Source organism: Streptomyces sp. NPDC001902 (assembly GCF_042891295.1).
Classification (GTDB): Bacteria; Actinomycetota; Actinomycetes; order Streptomycetales; family Streptomycetaceae; genus Actinacidiphila.
The window spans coordinates 55,373-76,720 of the sequence record NZ_JBIATA010000040.1; the positions used below are offsets into that span (position 1 = coordinate 55,373).

Annotated in this window: 24 protein-coding genes; 9 read left to right on the plus strand and 15 right to left on the minus strand. The window is 72.2% G+C overall.

Features of this window, described 5'->3' with window-relative positions; translation table 11 throughout:
- Positions 1-15: 15 nt before the first annotated feature.
- The 5 genes from ACFYYN_RS40020 to ACFYYN_RS40040 all read right to left on the minus strand — a co-directional run bounded on the left by ACFYYN_RS40020 (position 16) and on the right by ACFYYN_RS40040 (position 4,151).
- Complete coding sequence (locus ACFYYN_RS40020) at positions 16-1,227, minus strand: serine hydrolase domain-containing protein (RefSeq protein WP_500549707.1); 1,212 nt, start codon at positions 1,225-1,227, stop codon at positions 16-18.
- A gap of 118 nt (positions 1,228-1,345) precedes the next feature.
- The gene (locus ACFYYN_RS40025; protein WP_500549708.1) at positions 1,346-1,930 is read right to left on the minus strand and encodes a hypothetical protein; all 585 of its coding nucleotides are present in this window, start codon (positions 1,928-1,930) and stop codon (positions 1,346-1,348) included.
- A 200-nt stretch (positions 1,931-2,130) separates the two neighbouring features.
- A complete protein-coding gene (locus tag ACFYYN_RS40030) occupies positions 2,131-2,349 on the minus strand; it encodes a hypothetical protein (RefSeq protein WP_500549709.1) in 219 nt (72 codons plus the stop codon).
- A 213-nt stretch (positions 2,350-2,562) separates the two neighbouring features.
- Positions 2,563-3,141 (minus strand): TetR/AcrR family transcriptional regulator, encoded by a 579-nt coding sequence (locus ACFYYN_RS40035; protein ID WP_500549710.1) that lies wholly within the window; start codon positions 3,139-3,141, stop codon positions 2,563-2,565.
- A 356-nt stretch (positions 3,142-3,497) separates the two neighbouring features.
- Complete coding sequence (locus ACFYYN_RS40040; protein WP_500549711.1) at positions 3,498-4,151, minus strand: class I SAM-dependent methyltransferase; 654 nt, start codon at positions 4,149-4,151, stop codon at positions 3,498-3,500.
- 292 nt (positions 4,152-4,443) lie between these two features.
- Between ACFYYN_RS40040 and ACFYYN_RS40045 the strand changes: the two genes are divergently transcribed.
- Complete coding sequence (locus ACFYYN_RS40045; RefSeq protein ID WP_500549712.1) at positions 4,444-5,154, plus strand: hypothetical protein; 711 nt, start codon at positions 4,444-4,446, stop codon at positions 5,152-5,154.
- 305 nt (positions 5,155-5,459) lie between these two features.
- Here the strand turns inward: ACFYYN_RS40045 and ACFYYN_RS40050 are convergent, their stop codons facing one another.
- Together ACFYYN_RS40050 and ACFYYN_RS40055 are read right to left on the minus strand one after the other, a co-directional pair.
- Positions 5,460-5,678, minus strand: a complete 219-nt coding sequence (locus tag ACFYYN_RS40050; protein ID WP_500549713.1) for a hypothetical protein — start codon at positions 5,676-5,678, stop codon at positions 5,460-5,462.
- A gap of 120 nt (positions 5,679-5,798) precedes the next feature.
- Entirely contained in the window at positions 5,799-6,704 is a 906-nt protein-coding gene (locus tag ACFYYN_RS40055) for a TIGR03619 family F420-dependent LLM class oxidoreductase (protein ID WP_500549714.1), read from the minus strand.
- A gap of 749 nt (positions 6,705-7,453) precedes the next feature.
- Here ACFYYN_RS40055 and ACFYYN_RS40060 point away from each other — a divergent pair.
- Positions 7,454-7,843 (plus strand): hypothetical protein, encoded by a 390-nt coding sequence (locus ACFYYN_RS40060; protein WP_500549715.1) that lies wholly within the window; start codon positions 7,454-7,456, stop codon positions 7,841-7,843.
- Between the two features lie 34 nt (positions 7,844-7,877).
- Here ACFYYN_RS40060 and ACFYYN_RS40065 read toward each other — a convergent pair whose 3' ends face one another.
- Positions 7,878-10,334: a SpoIIE family protein phosphatase gene (locus tag ACFYYN_RS40065; protein ID WP_500549716.1), complete on the minus strand. Its 2,457-nt coding sequence runs from the start codon at positions 10,332-10,334 to the stop codon at positions 7,878-7,880.
- Positions 10,335-10,753: 419 nt separating this feature from the next.
- Here ACFYYN_RS40065 and ACFYYN_RS40070 point away from each other — a divergent pair, with 419 nt between their 5' ends.
- Complete coding sequence (locus ACFYYN_RS40070; protein WP_500549717.1) at positions 10,754-11,557, plus strand: GNAT family N-acetyltransferase; 804 nt, start codon at positions 10,754-10,756, stop codon at positions 11,555-11,557.
- A 51-nt stretch (positions 11,558-11,608) separates the two neighbouring features.
- On the opposite strand, the gene ACFYYN_RS40075 is transcribed toward ACFYYN_RS40070, so the two are convergent.
- The 4 genes from ACFYYN_RS40075 to ACFYYN_RS40090 form a co-directional block, all read right to left on the minus strand.
- Positions 11,609-13,102 carry an IMP dehydrogenase gene (locus tag ACFYYN_RS40075; RefSeq protein WP_500549718.1) on the minus strand — a complete coding sequence of 498 codons (1,494 nt, stop codon included), beginning with the start codon at positions 13,100-13,102 and terminating at the stop codon, positions 11,609-11,611.
- Positions 13,103-13,400: 298 nt separating this feature from the next.
- Entirely contained in the window at positions 13,401-13,883 is a 483-nt protein-coding gene (locus ACFYYN_RS40080) for a hypothetical protein (protein WP_500549719.1), read from the minus strand.
- Between the two features lie 39 nt (positions 13,884-13,922).
- Complete coding sequence (locus ACFYYN_RS40085; RefSeq protein ID WP_500549720.1) at positions 13,923-14,483, minus strand: carboxymuconolactone decarboxylase family protein; 561 nt, start codon at positions 14,481-14,483, stop codon at positions 13,923-13,925.
- A gap of 31 nt (positions 14,484-14,514) precedes the next feature.
- Positions 14,515-14,889: a nuclear transport factor 2 family protein gene (locus ACFYYN_RS40090; RefSeq protein WP_500549721.1), complete on the minus strand. Its 375-nt coding sequence runs from the start codon at positions 14,887-14,889 to the stop codon at positions 14,515-14,517.
- A 247-nt stretch (positions 14,890-15,136) separates the two neighbouring features.
- On the opposite strand from ACFYYN_RS40090, the gene ACFYYN_RS40095 reads away from it, so the two are divergent.
- The 4 genes from ACFYYN_RS40095 (at position 15,137) to ACFYYN_RS40110 (ending at position 17,562) form a co-directional block, all read left to right on the plus strand.
- Entirely contained in the window at positions 15,137-15,844 is a 708-nt protein-coding gene (locus tag ACFYYN_RS40095; protein ID WP_500549722.1) for an SDR family oxidoreductase, read from the plus strand.
- Positions 15,845-16,027: 183 nt separating this feature from the next.
- On the plus strand, positions 16,028-16,519 hold the full coding sequence (locus ACFYYN_RS40100; RefSeq protein ID WP_500549733.1) for a MarR family winged helix-turn-helix transcriptional regulator: 492 nt from the start codon (positions 16,028-16,030) through the stop codon (positions 16,517-16,519).
- Positions 16,413-16,973: a mycothiol transferase gene (locus ACFYYN_RS40105; protein WP_500549723.1), complete on the plus strand. Its 561-nt coding sequence runs from the start codon at positions 16,413-16,415 to the stop codon at positions 16,971-16,973. The genes ACFYYN_RS40100 and ACFYYN_RS40105 overlap by 107 nt, the downstream gene beginning before the upstream one ends.
- 337 nt (positions 16,974-17,310) lie before the next feature.
- Positions 17,311-17,562 carry a hypothetical protein gene (locus ACFYYN_RS40110; RefSeq protein WP_500549724.1) on the plus strand — a complete coding sequence of 84 codons (252 nt, stop codon included), beginning with the start codon at positions 17,311-17,313 and terminating at the stop codon, positions 17,560-17,562.
- A gap of 48 nt (positions 17,563-17,610) precedes the next feature.
- On the opposite strand, the gene ACFYYN_RS40115 is transcribed toward ACFYYN_RS40110, so the two are convergent.
- The gene (locus tag ACFYYN_RS40115) at positions 17,611-17,886 is read right to left on the minus strand and encodes a hypothetical protein (protein WP_500549725.1); all 276 of its coding nucleotides are present in this window, start codon (positions 17,884-17,886) and stop codon (positions 17,611-17,613) included.
- Positions 17,887-18,029: 143 nt separating this feature from the next.
- On the opposite strand from ACFYYN_RS40115, the gene ACFYYN_RS40120 reads away from it, so the two are divergent.
- Entirely contained in the window at positions 18,030-18,722 is a 693-nt protein-coding gene (locus ACFYYN_RS40120) for an SDR family NAD(P)-dependent oxidoreductase (protein ID WP_500549726.1), read from the plus strand.
- A gap of 9 nt (positions 18,723-18,731) precedes the next feature.
- On the opposite strand, the gene ACFYYN_RS40125 is transcribed toward ACFYYN_RS40120, so the two are convergent.
- Entirely contained in the window at positions 18,732-19,979 is a 1,248-nt protein-coding gene (locus tag ACFYYN_RS40125) for an MFS transporter (protein ID WP_500549727.1), read from the minus strand.
- A 3-nt stretch (positions 19,980-19,982) separates the two neighbouring features.
- Between ACFYYN_RS40125 and ACFYYN_RS40130 the strand changes: the two genes are divergently transcribed.
- Complete coding sequence (locus tag ACFYYN_RS40130; protein WP_500549728.1) at positions 19,983-20,660, plus strand: FadR/GntR family transcriptional regulator; 678 nt, start codon at positions 19,983-19,985, stop codon at positions 20,658-20,660.
- Between the two features lie 21 nt (positions 20,661-20,681).
- Here the strand turns inward: ACFYYN_RS40130 and ACFYYN_RS40135 are convergent, their stop codons facing one another.
- The gene (locus ACFYYN_RS40135; protein WP_500549729.1) at positions 20,682-21,044 is read right to left on the minus strand and encodes a DUF1330 domain-containing protein; all 363 of its coding nucleotides are present in this window, start codon (positions 21,042-21,044) and stop codon (positions 20,682-20,684) included.
- Positions 21,045-21,348: the final 304 nt, after the last annotated feature.

Here is a 21,348-nt window from a genome sequence, read left to right on the forward strand (position 1 = left end):
GAGCGCGGCGGTCGGTCAGCGGCGGGCGACCTGCGGGGCTATGTCCTCGGTGAACGTCCCGCCCTCGGAGGACTTGGCGGTGAGGACCTTGGCGGGGGTGGTGCCGCAGAAGGCGGCTTCCAGCGTGCCGCCGAGGATGGTGTTGACGGTTCCGTTGTTGGAGGTGTTGGCCATGGACGTCATGCTGCGCTTGCCGTCGGCGGTGGTGAACGCGTAGGTGTAGAAGCCCTGGACGGTGCCGGTGTGGCCGTACACGGTGACGCCGCAGGACAGCTTCCTGGCGCGCAGGCCCAGCCCGTAGGACTGGGTGCCGTCGGCGTTGACCGGGACCATGGTCATCATCTGCTGCAGTTGGGCGGCGGGCACGAGCGTGCCGGAGACCAGCGCGGAGAAGAACCGGTTGAGGTCGTTGGCGTTGGAGATGACCGCGCCGGCGGACTGCGCCCAGGAGACGGTCTGTTCGGTGGAGTCCACCAGCGGCAGCGTGGTGTCGTCGGGGCGCAGGTAACCGTGGGCGTAGGAGCCGGAGATGCTGGTCTGCGGGTGGACGTAGGTGGTGTTCTTCAGGTTCAGGGGCTCGAAGATGCGCTGCTGGTACTGGGTGGCCATGGGCACGCCGGTGACGTGCTCGATGAGTTGCCCCAGGACGACGAAGTTGGTGTTGGAGTAGCTGTAGGCCGCGCCGGGCTCGTTGGTCGGCTGGTGGGCCGTCGACAGGTCGATGAGTTCCTGGTAGGTGAACACCTTGTTCCGTACCGATTCGAAGCCCGGGACGGTGAAGTAGAACATGTCGTTGGTGTAGTCCCACAGGCCGCTGCGGTGGCTGAGCAGATGCCGCACGGTGATCCGGTCGTCCGGCAGCGGCTGGGCCAGGTAGGTGTTCGCCGGTGCGTCGAGGTCGATACGCCCCTCGGCGACCAGTTGCATCAGCACCACCGTGGTGAAGGACTTGCTGACGCTGCCCACCCGGAACCGGCGGTCGGCGTCCATCGCGGTGCGGGCGACGGTGTCGGCCTGCCCGGACGAGATGCGGTAGCTCGTGCTGCCAGAGTCGATACGGGTCAGCGCCCCCGGGGCGCCGTTGGCCATCGCCTGCTTCTGCACGGCCAGGACGGCGCTGACGGAAGGGGCGGGCAGGGGTGAGGTGGCGGCGCCGGCGGGGGAGGCGGCCAGGACGGCCGTCGCGGTGCAGCCTGCGAGCACGATGCCCGCGTTCTTGATGCGCATGGTGGACTTTCTGGTCGGGGAACAGGTGACCGGTGGGGGGCGTCGCCTTACGCGGCGACTGCGGGCCCGGGAACGCGGGGACCCGGATCGTGCCGGGTCCCCCGCCGGTGGCCAGGCGTCAGCCGACGGCCAGGGTGGCGAGGGGGCGGTGGCCCGCGTCGAAGACGGTGACGCTGCGTATGAAGGGGCTCCCCTGCTGCGGGAAGGACGAAGGGAGCGGGCTGGTGGCGTACCAGGCGCCCCAGCGGGGGTGTCCGGGCAGCCGGACGACGGTGCCGGTGACCGTGCCGAGGCCGGTGACGACCCTGACGGTGGCCGCGTCGGCGGCGTCGTCCGGGGTGACGTACACCCCGGACAGGAAGTACCGGTCGCCCACCCTCTCGGCTTGCAGGCTCACGCTGGGCCGCGTGGGATCGATGTTGCCGTCGACCACGCTGCGGAACTGGTCCGGCTGGTCGGGCGTGGACCAGTGCTTGCCCTCCTCGGTGAGCCACAGGACCACCCCGGGAGCCGCGTTGACGCGCTCACCGGGCGACACGACCCGCGCCCACCCGCCCTTCGTGGCGGGGGCGCCGGCGGCCGCGGTGGCCTGTGACGTTCCCGTGGGCGCGGTGGACGCCGTGGACGGCGCCACCGCGTAGGCCACTGTCGGCACCCCTGCCAGAAGGGCCGCCGTCATCGTGGCCGCCGATAACTTCTTCATCCGGGTCATGGATGAGACTCCTTGCAGACTGTCAAACGAACGCACGGGGGGCTCACATGCCCCCTCCACCTCTCAGACCACGGTTCGGCGAAGATCGGTTGACAGAACGCGCAGACTTTCCGGGTCGTCGGTGGTGGTGCGCCACCTGCCGCGTCGGAACCGCCACTGCATGGACAGGGGGACATCCACGGATGCACGCGCTACCGGTCGAGGACGCCGACCGTGTGGCCCACGCCCCCGGCACGGCCCTCGCCCAGCGCGGCCACACCGTGAGCAGGGTCGGCCGGGCCCTGGATGCCCTGCGGTTCGTGCACGAGGCGGAGTTTGACCTGTTCGACCCGTTCGACCCGTTCGACCTGTTCGACCTCGAACCGCCGGACCCGGACCGGCTGAAGCTGCGGCGAATGGTCCCCGGTCATCGGCCTGGTCGCCGCGGGTGCGGGGATCGCGTTGGCACCCGAGGGCCGGCACTTCCCGTCGAGTTCATGCTCCGCGGCCGCGCTCCCGTTGCGGCGCCGCGTCGACTCGTCTCTGCCGGGGCACACGCGGCCGGCCCGGCCGCCCGTCGCTTCCTCGAGCAGGTCCGCGGCAGCCTCCGTACCCCGGACGGTCGTTGGGGCGTCCCGCGGCGGTCAGCGGCAGAGTGCCCGCAGCACCATGTCCGCGTAGCGGTGCCAGACCGACGGTTCGCGTTCCTCGAGCCGCACCAGCTGCAGGGCCGCGCCGCACAGGAGCACCCGCAGATCCAGCGGCGTGGTGTCCTCGCGCACCGTCCCCGCCGCACGCGCGGTCTCCATGGCCTCGGTCAGCGACTCCAGGACCGACACGGCGGCCGGGGACGCTCCGTCCGCCAGGCGCTCGGCGAGCAGACGGTCGTGGGCCAGGACGTCGAAGAGTGCGCACACGTGGCGGCGGAAGACCTCGTCGGGGCCGGGCTCGTCCCGGGCCGCCGCGGTGCGCCGCTCGAGCTCCTCCAGGCTCAGCCGGGTGATCGTCTCCAGCAGGTCCTCCTTGGTGGGGAAGCTCCGGTAGACGGTCGCCTTGCCGACCTGGGCCCGCGCCGCGATCTGGGGGACGGTGGCCAGGGTGCCCCGTTCGCGGAAGACGTCGACCGCGGCGGCGACCACGCGTTCGTGGTTGCGGCGGGCGTCCGCCCGTCGCGGTGACGTGGACGTCTGCCGTTCCGGGTCGGGCGGGTGCGCAGGGCTCATGGGACGGCTGGCCTGTCTGGGTTCGATGAGGGGCTCGGCCCCCTGGGTCCGGTGGCCATGGTATCGGACCCGGGAGTCCGTTTCCTTGCAGTGAGTGTGTGCGTACGCAAGTACTGGGTGCCTCCATGGCGCGCGCCGACCCGCCGACGGATGCGGGTGGTGCCGGGTTCGCCGGCCCGGTGGGGAACGACCGTGCAGGCAAGCCGCGCCGCTCGGCCTCGATGGGGCCGGTTCGCTGATGACGTCGATCCGGAAGCCGGCCGCGGTGAACGCGTCGGTGATCGCGTGCAGCGGTCGTCCCGGAAGGCCATCAGGTGCTTGGCGCCGCCGAGTTCCCACATCCCGGACGGGCCCCGTCAGGGCGTTTCGGGCTTGCGGGCCAGGAGGCAGGCGTGCGGTCGGTTCACACGTCCGCCGGGCTGCTGTTCCAGTTTCGCGGTGACGACGAGTCCGGCCTGCTCCAGCAGGTCGACCATGCGGTCCAGGGGCAGGAGGTAGGACTCGTAGGACACCGGACGGCCATAGCGGTGGGTCGGCTGCAGCCGCTCATCGCCGACGTAGTCTCCCCAAAGCAGGCAGCCGCCGGGCGCGAGCGTGCGGTGGAACTCGGCGAACACATCCGGCAGCCACTGCGGGGGCGTGTGATGGGTGGAGTACCAGGCCAGGATGCCGCCGAGCTCGTCGTCCCCCATCTCCAGCGCGGTCATCGAGCCCTCGGTGAACCGCAGGTCCGGGTAGGCGTGCCGGGCCAGCCCGACCATCTTCGGCGACAGATCGACGCCGAAGGCGGACACCCCCAGCCCGGCCAGGTGCGCCGTCACGCGTCCGGGGCCGCACCCCAGGTCCGCGACCGGCCCCAGACCGGCCGTCCGCACCAGTTCGGCAAATCCCGCCAGCATCGCGCGTGACAGCGGGTCCATCGCGTCTGGAGGCGGGACGCGTTCGACGTAATCGGCGGCGACCGTGTCGTACGACTCGCGGACGGCGGTCAGGAAGGAGGGCTCGGCCATGCGGGCGACCCTAGACCAGGCAACTGACAGACCATGGCACGACCTTCAGCTCGCCTGGGCGACATCCACCGCGGTCGCCACCCGGCCGTCGCACCACGCCGCTGATCGTGCGCGGTCACGGCACCGTCGCCGGTGCGCCCACGGCGGCACCGCCATCCCGGACGGCTCCCGGTGCCGGGCCGGGTCGCCCTGGCGGGCGTCGATACGCCCCAGGCGATCACCGAAGGCGAGTCCCCACCGTGAACTCCCGCGGCCCCGACTGTCCTGGCAGCCCACCCGCTACCTTCCTCACATGGAACGGGCCATCATCCTGGGCAGCCTCGCCGCGGGCGGAACCGACACCGTCCCGCAGCGACTCGCCGAACTTGCCGCCGAACTCGACCTACCGGCCGCCGACCTTCTCGTTGTCGCAGGCCGGCCGGTGCCGGCGGAACTCCTGCCCCCGGAGCGCGACGCCAGGGTCATGAGGCAGTTCGCATACCGCGTCAGTTACTGCGACCACTCCCAGCTCGCCGCGCTGGAGGCATTCGTCCGCTCACTGCCCCGCGTCACCGCTCCAGGACCCTTCGTTCAGCCGGCGTGGCCGGGCCGCCGTCCCGCCGAGACCAGGTTCGCCGCCGTGCTCGGCGCGCTGATCCGCAATCGCGGCTTCGGCATCCGCGAACTGCCGTTCATGGGCCTGTCCCTCAGCACGCTGTACCGGATGGTGTCGCGCTGGGAACCGAGTCCGCACCGCCGGCAGCAGCTGTCTGCCGTAGCGGGTCCGCTGGGCTGGACCCTGCCCGATCTCTTCGCGGTCGCCGATGAGCCGTACTCGGAGGAACTCCGCCCGCTGCTGCACTGCCACCACCTCGGGCGGGTCTTCGCGGCGGCCGTCCCCCTGACCACCGCTCAGCTGATCAAGACCGCGGAGGAGGCGGATCGACTGAGCGTGCGTGAGGACCACGGCGCATGGCAGCCCGTCTCGCAAGGCTTCGCCGAGGAGTGCCCGGACTTCCCCTGACGGCAAGGGCCACCTTGGTGCCTTCTGGCATGAGCGCTCGCTTGGACACCTCCGTCGAGAGGCCCACCGGGGCCGCGACGCGGTCCCGCGAGACCGGTCCGGCCGTGACCGGCATCCTGTACACGCTGTCTTCGACGCAGAGGGCGTCATCTGTCTCGGGCATGTGAATCTCTTCCGGGGAGCGCCGTGCACCGGGAGCGCCTGACAACGTTGTCTAACCGAAGCGTCATGCGTGCGTACGCAATCAAAGGGAAGGTGGGCCGGCCGACAGGTCCAATCCTGTCGGCCGGGGGGTGTGGGGGGATTCAGACCATGGGGCGGACCCTGCCGCTGCGGGACGCCGCTGTGGCGACCGCCGTCATGCAGGGGGTGCAGTACTCGTCGCGGTAGTCGTCGTCGGGTGCCGGAATGGGCCTGCCGGCGAGCGCACGGCCGCACAGGGTGCTTCCGTCAAGCCGGAGTACGTGCCACAACTGGGCGGATCCGGTTTCCGTCGCTATGGGTTCGGCGCGCATGTCGTACATCGGCGACCTCCCACTCGAACGCGTATGCGGTCACGCTCATGAGACGCCGCCCGCCCCGAAGCCGCGACCGAGAGGCCGCCGAACGGGTGAATCGCGCAGGGTGACGGGACGGGCGTGGGATCAGCCGCGCCGGACCAGCGCCAGCAGATCCGTGACGAGTTCGAGCGAGGCGTCGACGTGGGGGAGGGACATGGACTCCACCATGAAGTGCTGGATGCCCGTCCGGTCGGCGAGCGACTTGATGGCGTCGGCGACCCGGGTCAGCGGGGTCCCCTCCACGACGTTGACCCGCATGACCGTGTCCAGCAGCGAAGGGTCACGTCCCGCCGCACCGGCGAACTCGTTGATCAGGGCGCGCTGCGCCAGCACCGTGTCGGAGTCCACGAAGACGGGCACGACGCATGCCGGCAGCCAGCCGTCCGCACGTTCACCGATGCGCTTGAGCGCGGCGGGGGCCCCGCTCGGCGCACCGAGGTAGAAGGGAGGGCGGGGCTTCTGCGCGGGCTTCAACGGCGCGTACTGCAGCGGAAGCTCCAGGTGGCGGCCGTGGTACTCTACCGGGTCCCGGGTCCAGAGCAGCTCGAGTGCGTCCAGCATCTCGTCGGTCCGGGCGCCGCGCCTGGTGAAGTCCACGTTCGCCGCCGTGAATTCCTCGGGCGACCAGCCGACGCCGAAGCCGGGGATGAGCCGCCCGCCGCTGATCCGGTCGATCGTGGTCAGACTGCGGGCGAGCTGTGCGGGTGCGTAGACCGGCGCGATGAGGACGTTGGTGCCCAACTGCACCTGCGCGGTCGCGGCCGCCGCGACACCGAGCAGAACGAAGGGGTCGGCCGCGGTCCGGTACTCCACCGGGACCGTGGTGCCGGGGCCGGTGGCCCCGATCGTGGGGTTCACGGCGGCGAAGTGCCGGTCGCCCGCCCACAGGCTCGCCGCACCGGCCTTCTCCGCCTCCCGGGCGAACTCGGCCGCCCGGTCGACCTGGTGGGCCACGTTGTGCAGGTACGGAAGCGCAAACCCGATCTTCATGGAAACCCTTCGTTCGCCTCGGGGGGCATGCCGGACGGCCGTTGCCCACGTCAGGAGCCCGCGACGAAGCCGTAGGCCGTGCCCAGCCTGCTGTCCCGCCGTCCGGGGGTGAAGGCACTGGTGTTCCTGGGAGTGCCGGGACCACCCGGCACCGTCATGACGAGGCGACTGGTCCCCCCGCTCCCGGGACCGCCGGGGCACTGCCACCGGGGGCCGGGGGCGTGCACAGTGGGGTTCCCCCAGGGAACAGCCGCCCCCGGGAGGCCGCGCGCTTCCACGCGGCCTCCCGGGAACGTGATGCGGAAGGACTCTCCCCCCTGCAGTCGCGGGGACAACTCGTGCTCGCCGGCGCCCAGAGGGGGCGCGGACCCTGGGGGCCGCGCCGGGACGGCGCACCTCCCGGGGCCCGCTACCGCCCTGGACGAGGTCTTCGCGACCTACGAGGCACGGGGGCACGCCCAACCGGGCACGGCGTGGGCCGACTTCGTGCGCGGTTTCCACTGGGCCGCGCCGCTCCCGGAGGCCGATCCCGCCGAGGGCGACCCGCGGACGGTGCCCTGGGTCCGGGCGACCGAAGGAGGCCACGTGCTCTCGGGGGTGCGGCGTCTCGCGCCGTCCGCCCGGGAAGCGCGCTGGGTCGCGCTGCCGGCCCTGGTGGAGCGGGGCCGGCAGGTGTTCGTCGTACGCCGCGGACAAGGCGCCGAAGACGCCGGTGGCACCGGCTGCACGAGCTGTCCGTCCCCGCCGGGTTGACGAGCGCGGCCACGGGCACCCCGTTGCGCAGCGCGGACGCGCTCTACGCGTGGATCGCGGCGACGGGGACGGCCTTCGGCTCCGCCCGGCGGCTGCTCGCGGAGGGGGCGACGGCGCACCTCGCGGCGCTGCTGGAACGGGAACGCGGCGCGTTGCACGCCCGCTTGCGGGACGCGCCGGTGGCCGTGGGTGGGGACGGGAACCTGGCGGAGCGGGTCGACAGGGCCGCCCACCTCGTGCGCGAGGTCTACGCGGCCTGCTGCGAGGAGGGACCGGACGGGCTCCCGCACCGGCCGGCGAGCCTGCTCACCGCGGGTGCGCCGCTGCTGCAGTTCCTGCGCTTCGCCACCGAGCTGCCGCCCGCGTCGCACGTCGGCGCCGGCTGACCGGCCGCACCGCGGGGCGCTGTGGCCCCGGTGTTCAGGCGGCCGGAACGGGCTCCAGGGTCTGCTCGGCCCAGATGGTCTTGCCGACCAGCGCGTACCGGGTGCCCCAGCGATGGGAGCACTGCGCCACCAGGAAGAGCCCGCGTCCGCCCTCGTCGGTGGTGGCCGCCCGGCGGATGTGGGGCGACGTGCTCGCCGCGTCGCTGACCTCGCAGATGAGCGTCCGGTCGAGGATCAGGCGCAGCCGGATCGGGTCGTGCCCGTGCCGGATGGCGTTGGTGATGAGTTCGCTGACGATGAGTTCGGTGGCGAAGGCCAGGTGTTCCAGCCCCCACAGGTCGAGCTGCCGCAGCACCAGCGACCGCATGTCGCCGACGGCCGCCGGGACGGGGGGCACGGTCCACGTGGCCAGCTTCCCCGGGTCGAGGGGGCGGGTCCGGGCCAGCAGCAGGGCCAGGCCGTCCTCCATCGTGAGCTGGGCGGCGACCAGGTCGGAGATGGCACGGCACGTCTCCTCGATCGGGCGGGCCCGGTCGGCGACGACGGTGCTGAGGCGGGCGGCGAGCGTCTCGGACGTGTCCGCGGCGCGCTGGAGGCTGTGGCTGGAGAACACCAGGGTGCTGCCTTCGGCGAGTTCCAGGTCCAGCGGCTCGAACACCGGGTCCCCCTGGCCGAGGGGGTTGTTGACCGGCACATCGGGGATCACCACGTCCCCGCTCCGGCCGACGACGGCCGGCGGGGGATGTCCGGCACTGGCCATCACGCACCGCCGTGAGACGGGGTCGTAGACGGCGTACAGGCAGGTCGAGCCCTTGAGTCCCTCCACCACGGGCGCGGACCCGGTGGCGTGTTCGCGCTCCAGGAGTCGCGGCACCATGTCGTCGATCTGGCCGAGCAACTCGTCCGGTGTGAGGTCCACTTGGGCCAGCGTGCGGATCGCGGAGCAGATGTGCCCCATGCACGCGGCCGCCTGGAACCCCGTGCCCGGCACCGCGCCCACGACCAGGGCGACCCTGGCACCGGACAGCGGGATCACGTCGAACCAGTCGCCGCTCACGCCTGCGTGCACCCGCGACGGCCGGTAGTGCTGCGCCACCTCGACCGCGCTCTGGTCCGGGACGCTGCGCGGCAGCATGCTCGCGTGGAGGGTGAGGGCGGCGGTGTGCTCGTTGGTGTAGCGGCGGGCGTTGTCCAGGCAGACGGCGGCGCGCGCGACGATGTCCTGGGCGAGGACGAGGTCGTCGGGTTCGAAGGCTTCCGTGCCGCGCCCCCGGTACAGGTGCACCAGGCCCAGGGTCGCGTCCCGCGCGCGCAGCGGCGCGAGGATCAAGGAGTCGATCCCGTACCTGAGCATCGCCTCGACCCGCTGGTCGGCGGTGTCCCGCAGCCAGGGGGCGCCGGGGTCGACGACGGGGATCAGCCGCGGCCGGCCGTCGGCGAGGCTCTGCACGTGCGGCGAGTCGGGGGGATAGTCCTGCAGTTCCCCGGGTTTCCGGAGCCCGCTGATGACGTCCGGGTCGACGGCCGTGCGGGCGAGGGAACGCAGCGCGACGGGCCCGGAGCCCATCGGCTCCGGTTCCGCACCCTCCATGACGTCGTCGAGGAGGTCGATCGTCGCCACGTCGGCGAGCCTCGGAACGAGCACGTCCACGAGTTCCTCCGCCGTGCGCCGCACGTCCAGCGTCGTGCCGATGCGCATCGCGGCCTCGTCGAGGAGCGCCAGACGCTCCCGGGTCCGGTGGCGGTCCGTGATGTCGATGATCAGATCGGTGACCCCGAGGACGTCGCCGTCCGGTGCCGTCAGGACGACGGAGGAGACGTGCCAGACGTGGTCCCGGTGCGGGTCGGCGGAGGTGCGCCCTTGGTGGACGGCGTTGACGACCGGCCGGCCGCTCTCCAGGACCCCCTTGAGCCTGCGCTCGATCGCCGCGGCGTCGAGTCCGGGGAGGACCTCGCTGACGGGCCGGCCCAGGGCCTTCTCCGCGGGGAACCCGTGGATGCGTTCCAGGGCGGCGTTGACCCGAACGAAGCGCAGGTTCCGGTCGTACACGGCGATGCCGATGGGCGCCTGGGTGAAGAGGGCCTCCAGGATCGCCTCTCCCTCCGCGAGGGCCGAAGAGATTGCCGGGACCGCGACGACCGCGGTGCCCCCGCCGTCGCGCCCTCCCGGTTCGAGCAAGGGGGACATGTGGAGGACGACGTCGGGGGGGCCGCCGTCACGGCGGCGCGTGAGCACGGCGCGACGGCCCGAGGAGGACGCCCGCCCGGGTGCTCCGTCGGCAGGCCCCGAGGGCCCGGCGAACGCCTCCGGCCACAACTCGGCTGCCGGGCGTCCGACGACGTCCGCGGCGCGGCAGCCGAAGAGCCGTTCGGCGGCGGCGCTCCACGCGGAGACGACGCCGTCGTCATCGAGGACGAATCCGGCGACGTCCTCGTCGCCGGACGATCCTGAGGGGCGGCGTCCGTATGGAGCCTCGGAGGGATTGCCCATTCTCATTGTCCTGTCACGCAAGGTGACGATCCCGGCTGTCCCGGGACGCCCCGGGCGCCCGCGAGACGCCTGCCGGCTCACGGCCGCACCACAACTCAGGCTACCGAGACCCACCGACACGCGCCCGACCTGCTGCGGACGTGATCCTGCTACGGACGGTGACGGCACCGCTGCCCCGGAGTGAACGCCTCGTGCGGGCCGTTCGGCCCGTCATGCCTGGTACCAAGGGGGCCAGGCACGTGCGCGCCGAACGGGGTTACGGTCCTCGGTATGGACGCTTCGAATGCGACGGGTGAGTTCCTGCGGGCCCGCAGGCGCCGGGTCCGGCCGGAGGACGTCGGCATCGGCACCCAAGGGACGCGTCGGGTCGAGGGTCTGCGACGGGAAGACACGGCACCCTGACGGTGAAAGCAACGAGGATGACAGACAGACGAATTCCGGCGGAGACGCCCGTGCCCGGGGACGGTGTGGACCTCACTCGGGTGACCGCCAACTTCCGCCAGTACCTGCTCGGATGGGGCGAGGCGGAACGCGGCGAGGGGGACCTCGACTACTACCGCAGCGGACTCGCGACCCCCCAGTTCAACGGCGTGGTCCGGACCCACTCCCCGGACGAGGCCGGGCGGGCGGCCGCCACGGTCCGGACCCGGCTCGCCGACGTCCCCTGGTGGTGGTGGGTGGGCCCCGACAGCCCCGACCCCGAGGGAACGGCGGCCGCGCTCGCCCGCCACGGACTCGCTGAAATCGGCTCGGTCCCGGTGATGGTCCGGTCGCTCGACCGGCTCGTCGAAGCCGGGGAACGGCCGGACGGCCTGCGGATCGAGACGGTCGAGGAGCCCGCCCGACTCACGGAGTTCGTCCGCACCTACAGCGCCTCCATGGGCGTCCCGCCGGGCCTCGAGGCCGACATGGTGCGCATCGAGGCGCAGCGCCCCGACAACGCGGACATCGTCCGGATCGCCGCGGTGCTCGGCGGTCGTGTCGTCGGCACGACCGTGGTGATCACGGCCCACGGCCACGCGGGGATCTTCCTCGTCCACGTCGCCGGGACCCACCGCCGTCGTGGAATCGGCGGCGCCCTCACGGCCGCGGCCCTCCGCGTGGGGCGCGACCGCGGGATGCATTCCGCCGCCCTCATGGCCAGCCCGGCCGGTGAGCCCCTCTACCGGCGCCTCGGCTTCACGACGGTGTCCGCGTACCGGCTCTTCACCCTGCCCGCGTGAGAGCGGCCCGTGCCCCGGCCCGGGGGAGGGCCGGGGCACGGGCCGGCCGGATCACTCCCCGGAGTGGACGGCGGGCCGGCGCAACTGCACCTCGGCGCCGGTCTGCTTGAAGGACTCCGCGGACACCGGGACGAGCACCGCGTCGCGGTGGAAGTCCCGCAGGTTCGTCGACCCGCAGCTGATCATCGTCGAGGTGAGCTTGGCCCGGGTCCGTTCCACGTTGTCGTACAGGCTGCCGGCATAGGGCACGTAGCCGTCGACGCCCTCTTCGAAGACCATCTGGCCGCGCTGGCCGTAGCGGGCCGCGTTCTGCGCGCGCCGCGAGCCCTCACCCCAGTACTCCTTGTACCACTGACCGCCGATCTGCAGCTTCGGCGACGGGCTCTCGTCGAGCCGGGCGAAGTAGCGGCCGAGCATGATGAAGTCCGCCCCCATCGCCAGCGCCATCGCCATGTGCGAGTCGTTGAGCAGGCCCCCGTCGCAGCACAGCGGCACGTACACCCCGGTCTCCTGGGCGTAGGCGTCGCGCGCCTCGACCACGTCGAGCAGTGCGGAGGCCTGCCCGCGGCCGATGCCCTTCTGCGCGCGGGTGGTGCAGATGGCCCCGCCGCCGATCCCGACCTTCACGAATGCCGCGCCCGCATCGGCCAGGTAACGGAAGGCCCGGCCGTCGACGACGTTCCCCGCACCGACGAAAACCTCGTCACCGTACGTCTCCCGCGCGAATTCGAGGGTCCTCGCCTGGTACACGGAATAGCCGTCGGAGGAGTCCAGGCACAGGACATCCGCGCCGGCTTCCAGCAGGGCGGGAATACGGTCCTTGAAGTCACGGGAATTGATGCCGGCGCCCACCCGCAGACGCTTCTCGCCGTCCACGCTCGCGCGGTGGTACGTCTTGTGGGCCTGGTAGTCCCTCTTGAGCACCAAGGAGACGACCCGGCCGTCCTCGAGCAGCGGCAGCACGTCCAGGTGGTGATGCCAGATCAGCTCGTTCGCCTCGGACAGCGAAACCGAGGCCGGCGCGGTGACCAGATCGTCACGGCCCCGCATCCGGTTGCCGGCGGCCTCGGAGGTTCCGTGACGTTCCAGGTGGAAGTCGTCGAGGCTGATGATCCCCAGGAACTCGCCGTCCGGTTCCCCGTTCTCCGTCACCACGGCCACGCCCTGTTCGGTGTCGGCCAACTGCCGTGCCACCTCGCCGAGAGGCGTCTGCGACGCCACGGTGACGTCGCTGGTCCGGAAGCCGGCCTTGTGCCACTTCACCGTGCGCACGTCCGCGGCCTGGTCCTCGACCTGCTGGTTCTGGTGGATGAACGACAACCCGCCGACCTGCGCCAGCGCCACCGCCAGCGTCGGTGACGACACCGCCTGCATGATGGCGCTCACCATGGGGGTGGCGACCCGGATCCCCGGCTCCTCGCCGACCCGGTGACGCACCAGGGGCGCCCCGAGGTCCACGTTGTCCGGCGTGCAGTCTTCCGTGGTCAGGCCCGGAATGAGGAGGTACTCACTCAGGGTGCGGGAAATCTCGGGGAGGATTTTCACGTCGTCTCCAAAAAGGGCCTGCGCACCGGTCGACGACCGATGGGCGAGGCTCGCGCCGGCAGTGCGGATCGACGCCGGCCGGTAGCGCACGGTCGGAAGAATGCGCTCTGGAGATCCTGGGAGCGGGCGCACCCGGCGGGTCGGTGCACACACGCGCGGCCGAATTGACGGCGAAGGCACGACAGACCGGAATCCGCACGGTGTTGCACAGGCGCTGACTTCCATGACGCCATGCGTGATCGTACCGCACCCGGCCTTTCCCGAGGTCAGGTCGAAACGTTGGGGCGGCGTGCGAGGATCATCGCGCGACCGTTCCGACACTGCTCACCCATACGGGAAGAGGCGCCGCCTCCCCCTCGCACGACGGCGGTTCGGACCGGTCGCCCACGACGTCAGGGTCCGGCCAGGCGACCAGGCCGGGTTCCGGGTCGTCGAGGAAGTCCTTGACGATGGATTCGAGGTCGCTGGAGGGCGCGTAGGCACCGCCGAACGGCAGCTCGTCCGCGGCCACCGACCCGGTGGAGCAGCGGAGTTGCCCGGCCTGTTCGTCGTGCCACACGTAGAACGTGACCGCCCCGGCGAAACCCGTGGCGTGGACGCGTCGCCGGATGCCTTCGGCGGTCCGCTCGAAGGCGTCGACCACCTCGGCCACCGAGACCGACCGCCGGTCGTCCACCTCCGCGGACAGGCACCAGGTGTTGGTCTCCCACTCGACCCGGCGGTCGGCCGGCTCCAGCAGGAGCGGCTCGTCGGCCATCTCGGCGATCGATGTCAGCAGCACGCCGCAAGTATCCCCGGGCGTGCACGGGGAATCGACGTCTCAGGCGCTGTCGGCGTCCGTCGGGGCGCCCAGGACCTCGTCGCCGTAGACCTTGGTCACCTCGACGTCCAGAACGGTGGCGATCCGGCCGAACGACCAGTAGTAGCCCGCCACTTGAACGACCTCGACCAACTCGCGCTCACTGAGGAAGGACCGCGCCAGGTCGAACACCTCGTCGCTGACGCGGGGCTGCCGCACGACTTCGGCGGTGAGGCGGAGCAGGGCGCGGTCGGGGAGGGGGATGGCGGGGTTGTCCAGGTCCCGGGCCCGGATGAGCCGGCGGGTCGGCTCGTCGACTCCTGCGGCCTGCGCCATGGGTTCGTGCTGGGCCGCGACGAAGGCGCAGTCGGTGTACTCGGCGACCGTGAGGATCACGAGTTCGCGTGAACGGGCCGGGAGGCGCAGGGAGGTGAACTGGGCCCGGGCGAGCTCCACGAACGGTTTCACGGTGCCGGCCGAGTGGGACATCATCTTGACCATGGGGTCCGGCGGCAGCGCCGTCAGGTACTGACGGACGTCGTGGGGGAAGGACGCCGGGTCCGGGTCGGTCAGGCGGGGCATGGTGTGCTCCTGGAGTGCGTGGTCGGGGGCGTCAGCGGGCGTCGGCGGGGAGGTCGAAGCCGGTCTCGCTCAGGTGCGAGAAGCGGCCGTCCTCGGCGTGGGTGCCGAAGATCGCGATCTCGCGGTGCTGGGTGGAGCCGTCGGCCAGGGTGAGGTGGAAGACGTGCCGTTCGGCGTACGTCGTGCCGTCGCCGACCTCGTCGATGACGGTCACCGTGCCGCCGGTGATCCGGGGGCGGATGCCGGCGACCATGGCCGCGAACTCCTCGCGGGTCAGGACGTCGCCGTCGCTGCGGTGGGTGTAGTCGGGCGCGTAGTACCGGTCGAGGACCTCGTCCAGTGCGACGCCGGGCTCGGGCTCGAAGACCAGTGCCCGGAGGGCTTCGCTGATGCGGGCGCGTGTCATCCCAGGTGCTCCTTCGGGGGAGGGGTTATGTGGACCTTTGGGTCCGGATGCATCCGACCGTACCGGACTCCAGGGTCCGGTACGGCGTCCGGTGGCCTGTGGACCTCGTCACAGCCCGCGGACCGCGGCGCAAGCGGCGAGCAACCCGGTACCGCGAGTCCCAGGAAAACGAGACGACTCCCTGCCCGCCCCGCTCCGCCGCAATCTGGAGGCGTCGGAGAACGAACACCGAGACGGGAGCGACACCATGACGACGACACTGATCACCGGAGCCAACAAGGGGCTGGGGTACGAGACGGCGCGGCGCCTGATCGGGGAGGGCCACACCGTGTGGATCGGCGCCCGCGACGCCGAGCGGGGCCGACTGGCCGCCGAGCGGCTGGGGGCGTCCTTCGTCCGGCTCGACGTGACGGACGACGAGTCGGTCGCCGCCGCCGCGCGGACGATCGAGGCCGGCGGCGGCCTGGACGTGCTGATCAACAACGCCGGCATCGAGTTGCGCCGGCCGGACAACAGCGTCGTGCCCACCGTGGAGACCACCGCCGACGCGATGAGGACGACCTTCGACACCAACGTCTTCGGCGTCGTGCGGGTCCTCCACGCGTTCGTGCCGCTGCTCCGGAAGTCTCCAGCCCCGGTCGTGGTCAACGTCAGCAGCGGCCTGGCCTCGCTGCACCACGTCACGGACCCCGACCAGCCCGCCCACATGTTCCCGGGCCTGGACTACCCGGCGTCGAAGCTGGCCGTGAACATGATCACCGTCCAGTACGCGAAGGCGCTGCCGGACTTCCGGATCAACTCGGTGGAGCCGGGCTTCACCAAGACCGACCTGAACGGCAACACCGGGTTCCAGACGGTCGAGGAGGGCGCCGAGGTCATCGTCCGCATGGCGCTCGTCGGCTCCGACGGCCCGACCGGCGGCTACTTCGACCGCAACGGCGCGCTGCCCTGGTGACGGGAGGCTGTAGGCGGTATACCGGCGGGTCAAGCTGGCGCCATGACGGCGGATGCTCCCCTGGACGCAGACGAAGAGCGCCTCTGACGTGCCCTGCAGCGCGTGATGACCGCGTTTCCGAAGGCTCTGGATGACGACCTTCTGAAGTCGACCGGGCTGACGCTGTCCGAGTACTCGGTGCTGATGTTCCTGTCGGCGGCCAGGGACCGCGAACCGCGGATGATCGACCTGGCCGAGCTCACCCGCCTGTCGGCCAGCCGTATCTCACGGGTCGTCGACTCCCTCACGGCCCGCGGCTGGGTGGCCAAGCGACGGCATGAGGTGGACGCGCGGGGGAGCGTGGCGACGTTGACGTCCGGCGGCCTGGAACGGCTGGAAGCCGCCTATCCGTCGCTCCTGGCCAGTGCCGCGCAGGCGCGTCATGGACCACGTCGACTCCGCCTCCCTCTCGGGCATGGCCGTCCAGTTCGAAAGCGTCGCCGAGCACCTCGGCTGAGTGCCGGCGTCCGGCGTCCGGCGGCACAAACTCGGTGGCGGAAGCGGGCCGTCACGGACCACCATGCGGGGCATGAGCGACCAAGCGCCACGATGGACCCGGGCAACCGTCTACCCCGACATGTGGGTCGACCCGGACGACGACCCCCGCGACAGCGAAGGCCCCGGTCCGGAGGGTGAGCTCGCCACCCTTCAGGACTACCTGACGAGCTACCGCATGACCCTGCGGATGAAGTGCCAGGACCTGGACCCGCGGCAACTGGCCCGTCGTTCGGTCCCGCCGTCGACGATGTCGCTGCTCGGCCTCGTCCGGCACCTCGCCGAGGTGGAACGGGACTGGCGCAACTGGATCAGCGACGGCGAACCGCTGCCGAAGCTGTACGGCAGGCGGGACGCGGACTTCGACGACGCCGTCGCCGACCAGGCCGTGGTCGATGCCGCGTACCGCGATCTGGAACGCGAGCAGGCCGCGACCGACGCGGCGCTCGCGGCGCATCCGGACCTGGGCGAGCGCGTGGGGAAGGACGGGATCGCCATCAGGGAGCTGCTGGTGCACCGGATCGAGGAGTACGCCCGGCACTGCGGGCACGCCGACCTGTTGCGCGAGTGCGTCGACGGCAGGGTGGGGCAGTGACGGGGGCCTGAGCCCTTCCGCCCCGGCCCGGGGTCACCGCGCGGTCTGCGGGAGTCCGCACACCCGCGGGTGATCACGCGGTGGCCGCCGTCCTTTTGGCCCGGGCCTGCCGGTCCTGGCCTGCTGCTCCCGTCCTACCGGCCCCGGACGGCCGCCCGGCTCGGTACGACCATCCTGGAGGTGCCGACCAGGGTGAGCCCGGCGAGTCCCAGCAGGGGAAGGACGTGCCAGGGCGGGATCCTCAACACCTTCACCTCCGTGTGGTACCCCGTCCAGGTCGCCTCGGTGCAGAACGCCGTCGGCGAGCGCGGCGCGCACCCCCCACACCGGCGAGTTCGTGGCGGGCCCGGGCACGCGTCATCGCTTCGCCCTCACCGTCACGGGACGCGACTTCGAACTGCCCGGCGACGGCCCCTGGTCCAGCACCTACGGCGTACCGATGAAGGGACACGGCATCTTCCTGCACAACGACCCCGACGACCGCCCGGACGAGGTCTGCACCGGCACGACCACCCTCGTCTCCGGTCCCGCCCACCCCTCCTGCCTTCTGCTCCCCTTCGTACCCCGGAGCGCGCGGCAGGCGCCGTGACGGCGGGCGCGGGCCCCGCGGCGCGGAGGAACCGCTGGGCCCACGGGTTCACGTGCTCGTGTCCACGTGCTGCCACAGGATCCGGCCGCCCGCGAGGACGTGGTCGGCGAAGCGCACGCCGTACAGGACGAGGGCCACGCCGATCGCCCTGGCGACGAGGCGCTGCAGGAGCCGGTGCCGGCCGCCGATCGCCGGGACCACGGCGAACGCCTCGTTGAGGAAGCGCGTCGTACGGACCGGGACCAGGGCGAGGCAGAGGCGGAGCCCGATCATCGCGCACGCCGCCAGTACCGCGACCGGCGACGCCCCCGCGAACCGCCCCACTCCCCGCGCTCCTCCGGCGCCACCCCGCCGGGCGTCGTCAACGCCAGCGACAGGGCGGATCCCCGGGAAGCGGCGTTGACGGGGCCCGTACGCGGTACGGATCCCTGCGGCGACAGAAGATCCGCACAGCGCAGGGGAGACCCATGACCGTCTCACTGATCACCGGAGGCACCAGGGGCCTCGGCCGGGAGACCGCCCGCCGGCTGATCGAGCTGGGGCACACCGTGCACGTCGGCGGCCGCGACGCGAGCCACGGCCGTGCGGCCGCCGACGAGCTCGGCGCCCACTTCGTCCCCCTCGACGTGACCGACGACGCCTCCGTCACTGCGGCTGCGGCCGACCTCACCCGCCGGGAGGGCCGGCTCGACGTCCTGGTCAACTGCGCCGGGGCGTTCGAGGGCGTGCGCGGGGCCGAGGAGGTCACCGCGGCCGTCATGCGCCACGTCTTCGAGACCAACGTCTTCGGCGCGGTGCGGATGACACACGCCTTCCTGCCCCTGCTGGCGGTCTCCGAGGCACCCGTCATCGTCAACGTGAGCTCGGCGTTCGGCTCGTTCGGCCTGGTCACCGACCCGGGCCGCCCGGAGGCCCGCATCCTCCTGCCGGTGTTCGCGTCGTCGAAGGCGGCGCTGAACATGCTCACGGTGCAGTACGCCAAGGCCCTGCCCGGCCTGCGTGTCAACGCCGCCGATCCCGGGCTGACCGGGGCGGACCCGTTCGGAACGGGCACCGGGACCGTGGGGGAGGGCGCCGAGGCGATCGTCCGGCTGGCGACACTCGGCCCGGACGGCCCCACCGGAACCTTCTCCGGCCCGGACGGCGCACTGCCCTGGTGATCCCCGCGGTCAGCCCACGTTACGGTCCCGCCCCGCGAGCAGGCCCGCGACCAGCTGCGCCACCATCAGGACGGCCATGAGGGCCAGCGGGACCCGCCAGCCGCCGGTGTGCTCGTAGAGCGCTCCGACCAGGAACGGGACGGGGATCGACAGCAGATATCCGGCGCTCTGCGCGAAGGCGGAGAGCCGCACCACCGTCGCGCTGTTCCGGCCGCGCAACCCGATCATCGTCAGCGCCAGCGGGAAGGAGCAGTTGGCGACGCCCAGCAGCACGGCCCACACCCACGGCGCGGCAGCCGGTGCCGCCCACAGCCCCGCGTACCCGGCCAGCCCGAACACCCCGAGCACGACCGCGATGCCGCTCTGCCGCCGCAGCCTCCCCGCGAGGGCCGAGAGCGCGAAGGACAGCGGCACGCCCAGCAGTGAGGTGACGGCGAACAGCAGGCCCGCGGTCCCGGCCGACAGCCCCGCGTCCCGGAACACCTGGGGCAGCCAGCCGATGACGACGTAGGCGGCACCCGCCTGCAGGCCGAAGTACGCGGCCAGCGCCCATGCCGTGGGGGAGCGGGTCATCCGCACGCCGGGTCCTGACCCGGCGCCGGGTGGCCCGGGTGCGGGCTGCGGCGCCCGGTCCGCCGTACGGACGCGCGCCAGCACGAGCCACGGGGGCACGGCGACGGCGGCGACCACGCCCCAGGCGCCCAGCCCCCACCGCCAGTCACCGCCGAAAGCCCCGGACAGCGGCACCGTGGCGGCCGCCGCGACCGAGGCGCCCAGGTTGAGGGCCATGGAGTACAGGCCGGTCATACGGCCGACCTGGTCGGGGAAGCGCTGCTTGACCACCACAGGCAGCAGCACGTTGGCCACGGCGATCCCGGCGAGCGCGAAGGCGCTGAGCGCCAGGAACAGCGCGGTGCCCCCGGCGAGGGGCCGCAGCACCAGCCCCACGGCGACCACGGCCGTGCCCGCCGCGACGACGGCCGAAGGTCCGTACCGGCGGGCGAGCCCGGGAGCGGCGAAGCCGACCAGGGCGAAGCAGAGCGCCGGTACGGAGGTGAGCAGCCCGGCGACGGCACCGCTCATCCCGAGGGCGGCGCGCGCTTCGGCCAGGACGGGCCCGAGGCTCGTGACGGCGGGGCGGAGGTTGAACGCCACCAGCAGCAGCGCCACCACCGCCAGGCCGCCGGTGCGGGCACCGGGCCGTGCCGGGTTCCGCCGTTCCGCGGACCGGTTCGGGATCCTCCGGCGTATAATCATGGGATGAGTCTACGTCCCGTGCCGCGTCCTTCCGGTCTCTTCGAGCAGGTCGTGTCCGGACTGCGCCGCCAGATCACCTCCGGGGCCTGGCCGGTGGGCTCGCGCATCCCGACCGAGCCGGAACTCGTCCGGCAACTGGGGGTGGCCCGCAACACCGTCCGCGAGGCCGTCCGCGCGCTCTCCCACAACGGGCTGCTGGACATACGCCACGGCTCGGGCACGTACGTCGCGGCGACCAGCGAGCTCGCCGGGGTGATGCAGCGCCGCTTCGAGGACGCCGGGCAGCGAGACGTGACCGAGGTGCGCGGCGCCCTGGAGTCGGCCGCCGCCGGCCTGGCCGCGACGCGCCGCACCGAGGACGACCTCGCCCGCCTCGGCACGCTGCTGGACCAGCGGGAACGCGCCTGGGCCTCGGGTGACCGGGACGCCTTCGTGGACGCGGACAGCGCCTTCCATCTCGCCGTGGTGGCCGCCTCGCACAACGAGGTGCTGGCCGAGCTCTACGCGGACCTGGGCCAGGTCGTCAGGGACTCGCTGAAGGAGCACTTCGGCGGCCGCGCGTTGCGCCCGGAGGACTACATGGACCACGCGCGTCTGCTGGACGCCGTCCGCGCGGGCGACGCGGCCGCGGCGGCCGGTGAGGCCGCCTCCCACACCTCGGGCTGCCGGTTCGGCGGCTGAGCCCGCCGGGCCTGCGGCCCGTCAGGCCGGCAACGCGCCCGTCCGGGTGGCTTCCTCCCTGAGCCGCGCGGCGGTCCTGGTGACGTCGTAGCCGGGTCCGACGCCGTCGACGAGGATGACCTCGCCGTCGAGATGGCGGGTGCGGAGCGGAAGGATCTCCTGGTAGGCGTTCGACCCGTACCAGGCCCGCGCCCGGTCCATGTCCGGGAACTCGATCAGGACGATCGTCCCGGGCCACCGCCCCTCGACGACCTCCACGGTCGCGCCGTGGACGATGAAGCGGCCGCCGAAGGGGTCCAGGGTGTCCTGGATGCGTTCCATGTAGGTGAAGACCTCCTCGTGGGGCTTCGCGGGACGAAGGTGGCCGACGGCGTAGGCGGTCATGGCTGCTCCCTGGGGTCGTGGTGAGTGGTGTCCCGTGTCCGTCCTGCCGGACGTCCTTGATCCTGCCGGGCCCGTGCGGGCCGGTCGATGACGCCGGAGGTAATGGCGTCACGGGCGCCGATCTCGTAGACCTCGCGGCGTGCCACGGCTCGACCTCTGCCATCGCCGTCATGTGTGTCTTCATCCGGCTTGTTTGTCATCAGATGACGTGACCCTGATATCGCTCACCGGCCGGCAGCTCGGCCGCGCCTCCACCCGAGCCGACGGCGGCTACACGCTGACCGCGCCCGGCGCCGGCTCGTAC